General features: G+C 44.2%; 7 protein-coding genes. 1 reads left to right on the forward strand and 6 read right to left on the reverse strand.

What is annotated here, in order from left to right; genetic code table 11:
- Positions 1 to 1,257: 1,257 nt before the first annotated feature.
- The 6 genes from ANPL_RS02275 to truB all read right to left on the reverse strand — a co-directional run bounded on the left by ANPL_RS02275 (position 1,258) and on the right by truB (position 10,080).
- A complete protein-coding gene (locus tag ANPL_RS02275) occupies positions 1,258 to 2,889 on the reverse strand; it encodes a hypothetical protein (RefSeq protein ID WP_169193173.1) in 1,632 nt (543 codons plus the stop codon).
- A gap of 755 nt (positions 2,890 to 3,644) precedes the next feature.
- Positions 3,645 to 5,441: a translation elongation factor 4 gene (lepA, locus tag ANPL_RS02280; RefSeq protein WP_169193174.1), complete on the reverse strand. Its 1,797-nt coding sequence runs from the start codon at positions 5,439 to 5,441 to the stop codon at positions 3,645 to 3,647.
- A 108-nt stretch (positions 5,442 to 5,549) separates the two neighbouring features.
- Positions 5,550 to 6,350: a methyltransferase domain-containing protein gene (locus tag ANPL_RS02285; protein ID WP_169193175.1), complete on the reverse strand. Its 801-nt coding sequence runs from the start codon at positions 6,348 to 6,350 to the stop codon at positions 5,550 to 5,552.
- Between the two features lie 5 nt (positions 6,351 to 6,355).
- Complete coding sequence (gene pnp / locus ANPL_RS02290) at positions 6,356 to 8,794, reverse strand: polyribonucleotide nucleotidyltransferase (RefSeq protein WP_169193176.1); 2,439 nt, start codon at positions 8,792 to 8,794, stop codon at positions 6,356 to 6,358.
- Between the two features lie 63 nt (positions 8,795 to 8,857).
- Positions 8,858 to 9,139 carry a 30S ribosomal protein S15 gene (gene rpsO, locus ANPL_RS02295; RefSeq protein WP_169193177.1) on the reverse strand — a complete coding sequence of 94 codons (282 nt, stop codon included), beginning with the start codon at positions 9,137 to 9,139 and terminating at the stop codon, positions 8,858 to 8,860.
- 38 nt (positions 9,140 to 9,177) lie between these two features.
- Complete coding sequence (truB, locus tag ANPL_RS02300; protein ID WP_169193178.1) at positions 9,178 to 10,080, reverse strand: tRNA pseudouridine(55) synthase TruB; 903 nt, start codon at positions 10,078 to 10,080, stop codon at positions 9,178 to 9,180.
- 207 nt (positions 10,081 to 10,287) lie between these two features.
- Here truB and ANPL_RS02305 point away from each other — a divergent pair, with 207 nt between their 5' ends.
- Positions 10,288 to 11,397: a rod shape-determining protein gene (locus ANPL_RS02305; protein ID WP_169193179.1), complete on the forward strand. Its 1,110-nt coding sequence runs from the start codon at positions 10,288 to 10,290 to the stop codon at positions 11,395 to 11,397.
- The last annotated feature ends 520 nt before the right edge of the window (positions 11,398 to 11,917 follow it).

Genomic DNA, 11,917 nt, shown 5'->3' on the forward strand with positions numbered 1-11,917 from the left:
AGAGACGCCAGAGACGCCAGAGACGCCAGAGACGCCAGAGACGCCAGAGACGCCAGAGACGCCATGCTATGCCATTGCGAAGAAAATGCAAAACATCTTATTAGCAACTGTAGGCTAATATTCCATATCAAAGTTTATATCATTAAAAACACGCGTAATGGCATGCAGCGCTAGCCAACACAGGTATGCTACTGTGACCAAGTTAAGCGCCTTTGAAAATGTTGTAGTTACCGAAGTCTTTAACTTCTTGCACTAATGGTGTTGGCATCATTTCCTTTTGACTTATTTGATTTTTCGTTTTCCTTACCTTCCGCATAATTGCCTTGTGCCTTGAGCAAATTCCACTCTTCTCCTACTGTAGCAGATGAGATCTCCTATTGCCCTTGTGCAAAGGAAATCCATCTGGTGAATCAAGCATCCCATGTGTAAACGGAAAACTCTCTGGAAAGCGCTCACGTGCCCTACAATACTCATTCAACAAACTAATAAATAGGATAATGAGGAAAACCAATATTTCGTAGCTACCGCTGGGAACACACGTGGATAACTCAGTATCAGGAAACCACTACTTATCCTGCCCAATTTAGGACCCCCAATAACTGAAAGATTGAGAAACTGCTTTCTTTTCTGCTCCATTCTTTATAGCCACTATGTTTCATTTCCAGTGGAATCATGAACTTTATTTTATACTATAAACTTTTCAAATAAATTAGGGGTATATACTATAGGATGCTGTTATTGGCGGAAAAATTATAGGTTTCCGCTCCCATACATGCATATAAACGCGAACGTATTACTCAGAGCTCAAAGGCTCATTTTCACCTACTGCCATGTAAAATTGCAGAAACTTTCTGCAATATACCGCCCTGCGTACCAACCAACAAGTACATACCCAGTACCTTAAGAAACTTCCCTATACAGAGCTCATTTCCTTCTTCATATTACCTTCTATTCTTTACTTTATATCTCATCCTCTCAAACACATGAGGCCTGCCACATCCAAAATCAACGGCGCCGTGCAGAGCTTATGTGATTGGCTCCTTTTTGTTGCCGCTGAAGGAATCCCTTCCGTATTTTCCCTCCCCCATACACGTTTGCGAAAGTTGTAGGCCCTTACCACTACGACCACGACTACCACCTTTCATCTAAGCCTCCTTGAACACGTGGCACATGTTAAATTTTTACTCTTGCGATGATTCCCCCATTAGTCCACAAGCACGCCTCAAGTGCTTGGTTACAAAACAGAATCAGGCATTTTTATGCCAATCTTTGACCTGAAGTCCGTGCTTTACCTTCACTACTAACCTCTACATCACTTACATCTGTTGAAACATTTTTTCGTCTTCTATCGGGATTTGCGTTTTTTACTGTTGTCATCAAAGAGTCTTTGTCCTTCAAGACTTTCACTTTACACCTTCTTTCATATCTTCCTATGTCTTCCGGGATTATATCGCTGCTTCCACGAACCCACTGACAAGGAGCGAATTTTCTATACGCGTGTTCTAAAGCGTTTTCTATTACTATCTCGGAGTCCGTTAACATGAACTTGTCAAAGTTACTCATAGACCACACAGACGACAGGAAGCGCCAAAAAACCCACACCGACAAACATTTAAAGCTATCTCGACCCAGTGCATAGAAGGGACGATGGGACAGGCCAATCCACAAGATACCCTCATTCAGAGCATTATCCCTATAATACCTATATTCAGGCACCCTTCCGCATAGCCCAATATAGGCAGGTGTTTCAATGAAAAAAGGCAGAGCTATGGCTTCAACACACATTTGAATACCCCGTGCGTGGACGATTTCTTCCACTTCCCATTCGGTTATATTCCTTCGACAGAGGCGCGTGAGGTCACATATCTCTTCGCACACCTTCACGAGTTCAGGCATAGAAAGTAAAACATTCGCAACAAATAACTCCCTGAAATTACTGTGGAGAGCTGCCAAAACTAATATATGTGCTCCTATATCGGAATCACCACCACCATGAACCTCAAATAACAACCAACGCTTTAAGGCATCTACATCAAACACATACTTATGCTTAGCTGTTCCCAAGGAAAGCGTGACCATCTCCCAGGCAAATGTTGGGAGTATTCCCATATTAGCCATCCTTATGTGGCCACCCCACCTGTCATCAAGCACCTCTTTGATTAGTGACATATATTTACCCCGAGGCAGACTGCGATCCTCATCGTACAATGCCATCATCTGGCGCAAGCGATAAATATTGAGACGTACATCTAAGATAATCCTGGAACCTTCAAAGGTATCCCTTAATTTTACAGCCGCACTAGAACGCCCAGGACTACGATCTGCCGCTTCGTACACTGCTATTAGGTCTTTTCCGCCGACACTTTTGCTGGCAACCCATTCTAAATATTTATCCAAAAATCGCATGCAATCGCCGTTACGCACGTTTTCGGGCAATGTCATAATATGCACTATCCTACAAGGATCCAGGATGCGAAAATGCAATATCATTTCATCTTCTTCATTTAGCTCAAGCTTATCAATGGTCAGGGGCCAGTATTCTCGCAAATACGCACAGTCCCGCCTAGTGATACCCTCTACTTCAAGTAAAACACAATTGTCAGCGATTCTAACTCCGGGATGACCCCAGTCCTCTCCCTTGAATACCAGCGACATCCTGTAACAATCCCGGGGAACTTTTTCTCCCCTAATATAAAACTCATCAATCCCCCTGTTAAACTTCAAATCTTCGGGGCAGAGGCCATAAATGTCTATATGATAAGTAGGTAAAAATTCAATTCTGATATATGAAAATCCCCTGGAATCATCAAGGCCAGGAGGTAGCAAAGTGCTTGGTCTGGACGTCCCAGCCCCTCCATTCTCATTCTCTTTCGAACCAAACAAAGGCATACTCTACCTTCTTTCAAACTATCTAACTTTCACTATGTGGCACATATTGGTAGGGGAATATATTTAAGATATTAAACTGTCAATAGCTCTATAATTTTTTTAATCATAAATAGTTAGATAAGTAACGTTAAGCCGCTTCCATACCTCATTTTCCATATAACGGATGTAAAATTTAGACAACTATCCCATTCACATCTGCGAGTGATGATCCTATTTGTGGCAATTAAGTGACAGAAAAACTGGTTTTGAAATAAAGTAAAACAGAACCTTACCAAGCAAACCGTACCTTTGGTTTGAAATGATGCTAAAAACGTGAGCCCACACTATAAACATACGTGCGTTTAGAGCACACTTGGTCCGTGGTGAGACCAAAGTAAATTTTTGATGAAATTACGCAAATTTCCTGTCACGCATTTGCTAATTTGCCACTTATTAACGCTCAGAAGCTCCCATAGCCCTTTGTATATCATACTTACTCTTTATATCACATATTTGTTACATACTGTTGCCTACTGAACACAGCCCCAAAGGACACATAGTCCGTGCTGCAGCTTTCATACAACACAAAACCCGAAGTAAAGAGCAGGTGCAACAATTCGGCGCTATATGACTAAAACCATTATGTCACCAGGCATGTAGTAAAACGAATTCCATGAACTTCGAAATGCAAAGTAAATCATATCCACCTTCATCCACGCCTGTCATGACAAGCTACCACATCAAAAAACAAACAAAATAGCAAGTCTCTTTTACAATTAATCCTTCATCTGTAATGCTTGAATGAATGCACTTTGAGGCACATTCACATTTCCTATGGACCTTAAACGCTTTTTACCTTTTTTCTGCTTTTCCAAAAGTTTCATTTTCCTGGTGGCATCGCGGCCATATACCTTCGCAGTAACATCCTTCCGATACGGAGCTATCGTCTCACGGGCAATGATTTTAGCCCCTACAGCTGCCTGTATTGCTATCTTATACTGCTGACGCGGGATGAGATCTTTTAGACGCTCGCAAATCTCCCTTCCCCGCACCTCAACTTTTGACTTATGTATTATGCATGCAAGAGCATCGACCGGCTCACTATTTATAAGAAACGTCAACTTTGATATTTCCGCTAAACTGTATCCATCCATTTGCCAGTCAAAACTAGCATATCCCTTGGATATGGATTTTAGCCTATCATAAAAATCAAACACAATCTCGGCCAGTGGTAGTCTATACTGAAGCAGAGCCATGTTGCCACTGTAAGACAAATCTATACGCTCACCTCTCTTCCCGTTACAAAGCGCCAACATGGGACCTATATACTGATCAGGCACCATGATAGTAGCCTTGACCCAAGGCTCTTCTACCATGAGAATTTCATGCGCTTCAGGTAAATCATTGGGATTGTGTATATCCTTTATCACATTTCGCTTATCAGTAACCCTGTATACTACACTAGGCGCAGTCGCAGTGAGATCTAAGTCAAATTCTCGCTCCAGTCTTTCCTGCACCACCTCCAGATGAAGCATACCCAAAAAGCCACAACGAAATCCATAACCTAATGCCGTGGAATTCTCCATATCAAAAGTAAAGCTAGCGTCGTTCAAGCGCAGCTTACTTAACGCTTCACGCAGATGTTCAAAGCTGCCGGCATCCACTGGGAACAAACTACAAAAAACCACAGGGCAGGTAGCTCTGAAACCCGGCAAAGCTTCATCACATCTTCTGCTATCCTCAGTTACAGTATCACCAACTTTACAAGCTGATAGCTCTTTAATTCCAGCCGTTATGAAACCAATTTCCCCTACAGTGAGCGAGTCAACCATCTGTTTTGAGGGCGTGAACACACCTACATTTTCAACGGGGTACACAGCGCCTGTAGACATCATGGCAATCTTCATTCCCTTGCGTAGCACTCCATCCCTGATGCGTACCAGAATCACAATTCCCAAATACGGGTCATACCAACTGTCAACCAAAACCGCCTTTAACGGAGCATCGACATCTCCTTTAGGGGCGGGAAGACGCTCTATTATCGCCTCTAAGACATCTGAAATCCCAACGCCAGTTTTTGCTGATACTAACACTGCATCACTTGCATCAAGGCCAACCATCGACTCAACCTGCACCTTGACCTTCTCAGGATCTGCAGAGGCTAGATCAACCTTATTGAGTACTGTAATAATTTCATGATCATTTTCGACTGCCTTGTAAACATTGGCCAGCGTTTGCGCCTCAACACCTTGGCTACTGTCTATAACCAACAAGGAGCCTTCGCAGGCCGCCAAACTCCTGCTCACTTCATAAGAAAAGTCAACATGCCCGGGAGTATCTACCAAATTTAGATAGTAAACCTTTCCATCTTTTGCATTATACGTAAGCCTAACAGTCTGAGCTTTTATCGTAATCCCACGCTCGCGTTCTATATCCATGGAGTCAAGGACTTGCTCCTTCATATCCCTGGCTGCCAACGCATTACAAGATTCTATAAGCCGGTCAGCTAGCGTTGATTTACCATGATCTATATGTGCTATAATCGCAAAATTTCTTATTGAGCTCCTATCCACAATACATCCACGCAAAAACACTAAGCCAGTGTAAGTTACTATGAGCACCCTTTGCAATGTAATAATTACACAAGACACCGCCTAAATTTGCGAGCAAACACTAATCCGCTACGGACACCAAGGCTTGTTATTTCCCTTAAGAATAGCTATTTCAAAGCACACAGGGACCGGTCCTTCTGTTTTCCAACCGACTGATTCTTTATAAATATCCCATGCCCTATCCAGAGCACGACGACCTATTGGTTCATAGAGCTTACGAAACGTGTTTCCCTCCCCCATGCTCTTAAGGTCTTTAAACAGGTGATACAGGCTATCGTAACTGACTTCTATTAAGTTGACGTCGACCACAATATCCTGAAAACCGCACTTCCGCAGTAGCATGGGCCACTCTGATACATAGTTAAATGGCTGTATTCTAGCAACTATCCTCTCTCCTTCAGTTTTTATTACTGCTTTTTTTACATCACGCAGAGTAGCATTGCCGAAAGTTGCAGCAAAAAAGAGCCCTCCTGGCCGCAATAGAGACCGGAAACGCGTGAGTACCATAACAAGATCATTTATATTGTGTAGCGTCAAGTTGCTAACAAGGAAGTCAAAACTCCGCTCCCGGAACGGTAAAGCCTCATCGTCGGCAACAATGCAACAAGCACCATTGGTACTAGATAGAATAGATGGAGAAACATCACACTGATATACCTTATCAGCTTGCGACAAAAATGGTTGCAATTCATCTGCAACCCTCCCATCTCTACATCCCAGAACAAGAACATTCACCCCCTCGTCCTTTTTACGAGACAAGAACATCGAGACTCGCTCACTCAGCAGCAAGGCTACTTCTATCAGTAACTTATGAGAAAAAGAAATCGCAGACTCTCTACGAAACCTAGTGAGCCTGCGACAAAAAGGCATGATCCCTAGAAAAACCTAGGCTTCTTTGGGGCGCCAGAAGCAGAAGAAGACCCCTGACTAGATGAATAACCATTTCCCTTTCCGCTTCGAGACGTATTACCTACAGCTTCAGAGGAAGCACCACCCTGCTGCCCATCAGAAGAACCATAGTAGCTATTGCCAGTACTATGGCGTCGACGCGGAGCTGACCTACCGGAACCCGACGCTCCACCAAGAGAAGACCCCCTCTTCTTATCCTTAGGCGCAGAACCTGAGTACGATCCCACACCATCTGAGTTTCCACCACTTCCCGAGAAGCTTGAACGCCTCTGAGAAGCATATGGCTCACACTCTATCGCATCACCAGAATCCTGATCCACACGACGCAGCGACAGCTGTATATGATCCTTATCGACCTCCACAACCAGAACCTTAACTTTGTCGCCAACAGCAAGGAAGTCAGCCACGGCTTCGATGCGCTCATTTTTAATCTCACTGATATGGACCAAACCGCGTCTCGCACCCAAAAACGTGACGAAAGCACCGAACTTAGCAATCTCAGACACAACCCCGCTATAGATCTTACCAACCTCAGGTTCTGAAACTATACCAGTAACCATGTCTTTAGCTTCTTCTATCGCCTCAGTACCCACAGCATAGATCATGACTGTACCATCCTGAGATATCTCTATCTTCGCTCCTGTCTTTTCACATATCTCACGTATGTTCTTCCCGCCTGCGCCTATAACGTTTTTTATCTTGGCCTTGTCTATTATCATAGACTCCATACGAGGAACGTGATCACGCACCCTCTCCCTGGACTCCTTAATAACACGGTCCATCTTATCAATGATGAACAAACGCCCATCCCTAGCTTGGCCCATAGCTGTATTAATGATTCCAAAGTCTATACCCTTGACCTTCATATCCATCTGCAGTGCAGTAATACCTTCACGCGTACCCGCTACTTTGAAATCCATATCACCTAGATAATCCTCATCGCCAAGTATATCAGATAATACCGCACATTTTTCGCCCTCCTTAATCAGACCCATAGCAATCCCGGCAACAGACGATTTCAACGGGACACCTGTATCCATAAGAGCAAGAGACGCACCACACACTGTCGCCATAGATGAAGAACCATCAGACTCGGTTATCTCCGACACCACCCTAATGGTGTAAGGAAACTCACTTTTCGAAGGCAGCACAGGATGAATAGCTCTCCATGCCAACTTTCCATGCCCAATCTCCCTTCTTCCCGGAGGACGCAAAGCAGAAGCTTCGCCAACAGCATAAGGAGGAAAATTATAATGCAACAAAAACCGCTCTCTTTTGTCGCCATCAAATCCATCAATAATTTGCTCATCCTGAGGAGTACCCAAGGCAGTTATCACCAATGCTTGCGTATCACCCCTAGTAAATAGCGCCGACCCATGAGCCTTAGATATGAGATCAACTTCTATTTCTATATTTCGTATCTGATCGTATGCCCTACCATCTACTCTACTTTGCGTTTCTAAAACTTTTGTTCTAACTAAGGATCTTTCGAACAACTTCAGGGCCAACACTATGTCCTGGGCAGTATATTTGCCGCCAGCTTCAAGAAATTTACCGGTTAGATCCTCTTTAAGACCCTCCCTAGCGACATCCAACTTAGCAACTCTTGACTTCTTATCCTTGTCAGAATAAGCCTCAGCAAATTGCTCTACGTATTCATTGCTTATGCTAGAAGTGATCTCATCCAAATCGCGGGGAATGAACTCAGCCTTTTCTGTGACACCAGCATCACGCGCAAAATCCTCTATGACACCTATTATCTCTTCACAACTCTCATGAGCAAACTTCAAAGCACCAAGCATCTCATCTTCTGTGAGCTCATTTGCCTCTGATTCAACCATCAGCGTCGAGGTGCTACTTCTCGTATAGAACATATCCATCGCACTCATACTGAGCTCATCAGCAGAGGGGTTAAGTACGTACCTCTCCTCCCCTTTTACGTACCCTATTCTTGCACCCGCTACAGTACTCTCGAATGGAATCCCTGAAATAGCGAGCGCTGCCGACGCACCTATCAAAGCAACTGTTTCAGGGGGGCTACTTGGGTCATAAGATAGAAGATTACACACAACCGCCACTTCATCACAAAACCCAAACGGGAAAAGCGGTCTCAGACTCCGATCCACCAAACGCGAAATTAGAGTTTCGCGATCAGACGGTTTTCCTTCCCTCTTAAAAAACCCACCCGGTATCTTACCAACGGCATAACTTTTTGCTAAAAACTGAACAGTCAACGGAAGGAAATCTACTGATTCTTTAGCCTTTTGCGTAACAACAGTCGCTAAAACCGACGTGCCTCCATAGTCAACCACAACCGCACCGTTCGCCTGGCGCGCTATCTTACCACTCTCTATACTTAATGGTCTATCTCCCCACTCTACACACTTCCTCGTGATATCAAACATACTTAAATTACCATATAAAAAACGCGCCATGGCGCAAAAATTTCCTCTCCATTGTCACATCGATCAATGGAATACGTCCCTTATGCCAAGCCTCTTGACCAAGTCCAGATACGAATCGCTACCATATTTATTTTTTACATATAGAAGCCTCTTGCGCCTCTTACAAACTAGGACCATCAGCCCTCTTCTACAGTGAAAGTCCTTTTTGTGAACCTTTAAGTGCTCAGTGAGATTGCGTATTCGTTCCGACAAGATAGCGCACTGCACGTATGCAGAACCCGTATCACCATCTTTGATGCGATACTCAGAAATTAACTCTGATTTTTTACTAGGTGTGATCGACATAAAAACGAAAGCCCCCCTTGAAGCACACTCAAAAACACTCAAACATTAAAAACACGCACCGGCCTAGCGGTGCCATCCACGACTTCGCAGACAGCGACAGGAACGCCACCCGCCTGGCTTAGGTAACACATACCACAATTCTCAGCAACACACAAGCCATTTAAAATATCATTACTTAACCTGATATCGCGACCATTCTTTAGCATTTCGACGTCTTTTCCATGCACTTCTATGCATGGAATTCCTGACATAACAACTGATAGAGGAAGGGCAACCTTAGCTAACCCTTTCTCAGATACCACCCGCTCTAAGTCCTCTAATGCAACAGCGGAATCATCGGTAAAAACACCAACTTTTTTGCGATGAAGACTCGCCACGTATCCTAAGCACCCTAACGCTATACCAAGATCACGCGCTAACGACCTTATATAGACGCCTTTCTTGCACTTTACTAAGAAACTCGCCGAGTTTTCACTATCGTCAATATCAGTCAATTTTATGTCATCAATACACACAACTCTGGAGCCAAGCTCCACAAATTTACCTGCTCTTGCAATACTATAAGCTCTTTCACCACCTATCCTTATCGCTGAAAATGCTGGGGGAACCTGTTCTATATGCCCAACATACTGTTTGATAGCTTCTCTAATGCTTTTCTCACTCGGCCTGGCATCACTAACTGCAACTATCTTACCTTCCGCATCGTCTGTATCACGTTGCTCCCCCCACTTAATTCTAACAGAGTAGGCTTTTTCAGCATCCATAGCATATGATGTTGTCTTTGTTGCTTCACCAAACGCAATGGGCAATACCCCTGTCGCGAGAGGGTCTAATGTCCCTGCATGCCCGACCTTACACTTCAAGATCCTCTTTATTATGCTCACTGCTCTTCCAGAGCTCATTCCGTAAGACTTATCTATATTTAGCCAACCATATTCCACAATTCACGCCCCAACAACAAAGTTGTCTTGTAGATAACACTACTGAAGAAAAATCTCACCTCAAAAACCCCTATGCCTATTCCGCTAATGGATATAGACTGTTGTAAACTTGAGAGATGTTGTTAAGTAGCTATGTATGTACATTTGGTTGCGCGGTGTGCTAGTATGCAGTCTCGAGTTGTGGTCTTTAAGGTGTAGGTGTATCATATGGTAGACATAAACGTACGGTCTATTGTCTCTGGATTGGGAATAGGCAGAGCCCTAAACAAGTGCAAGGCCTTTTTGGCAAAGAAGAATTGGCTAGCTCGCGATATCGCCATAGATTTAGGCACGGCAAATACACTCATATATGTAAAGAATCAGGGGATAATCCTCAACGAGCCTTCCGTGGTAGCACTGCTCAAAGACGGTGGGTGTTATGTCCCATATGCATTCGGTATAGAAGCAAAAATGATGCTGGGTAAGACCCCTGAGAGCATTGAAGCTGTGCGCCCTTTAAAAGATGGTGTTATAGCCGACTTCCGCTGCGCTGAAGAAATGATAAAGTTTTTCATCAGGGCAACAAACAATGGGCGTACTCTTAACAAGCCAACAACGATCATCTGTGTCCCTTCGGGGTCAACCCCAGTGGAAAGGCGCGCCATTCAAGACGCAGCTCAGTGCGCTGGCGCTGGCGCTGTGCACTTGATAGAGGAACCTATGGCGGCGGCTATAGGAGCGGATTTGCCTGTTGCTGGGCCTGAGGGGTCAATGATAGTCGATATAGGAGGTGGAACAACAGAAGTTGCCATTATATCACTAGGTGGAGTGGTGTACTCCCGCTCACTTAGGAGCGGAGGAGACCTTATGGACGAAGCTATAATCGCTTACACCAGGAAGAAGTATAATCTACTAATTGGTGAGGCTACTGCAGAAAAGATCAAAAAGACTATAGGTGCAGCTTCTCCACCAAAAGAAGGTCCTGGAACCAGCATGGAAGTCAAAGGGCGTGACCTGGCTACTGGCATACCGCGGGAGATATCTCTAACCGAGGAAGAGGTGGCAGAAAGCTTGGCAGAGGGTGTGAACAACATAACAGCTGCAATAAAGGTAGCCTTGGAATGCTCTCCTCCGGAAATATCTTCAGACATAGTGGATAAGGGCATAACTCTTACTGGTGGTGCTAGTATGTTGAAAAATCTAAATAACGTGCTTGCGGATGCTACGGGGTTGCAGGTCGCTGTTGCTCCTAATCCACTCTATTGCGTTGCATTGGGTGTGGGAAAAGTTCTAGAAAACATGGATACGTTATCGCGTGTATTGTTCAAGCAAACGTAGCTATCTTACTTGCCACGGAGCGCGCCCTGCATTATATTGCCGGGCGCAAGCATCCTGCTGTCTTGTGCATTTGTTGGCAGGCTGCCTACATGTTGTGCCCCCACGTCGCACTGCGACAAGAACAAAACAAGACACAGATTATGCAGTCTAAAGGAGTTTCTTGGTTGTCCAAGCGCACGCGTAACGATTCTTATGTACAACTTAAAGATTAAAGTCTTGGGTTGCAACCACAACTTAAACTATTATTTTATACTTTAATAAAATAATGAAAGATACTGTCCAACGCTGTTCTTGTAGGATACAGAGGTCGTGTTAGAACGATTGCTGATCTATATTCACATAACTTGACACTTACCACCCACTATACGCATCGAAGCCTCCCCCCCCCACCTACGTCGTTACAAGTATGTGTTTAACATTAAAAACAAAACATGAGTCCACTATCCAACTCGCCATAAATGCCGTTGAGATTTCCTATGGAAATACATGTTTGAAGTCGTCGTCTATGCTAAAAAATACT

This window comes from Anaplasma platys (assembly GCF_012790675.1).
GTDB lineage: Bacteria > Pseudomonadota > Alphaproteobacteria > Rickettsiales > Anaplasmataceae > Anaplasma > Anaplasma platys.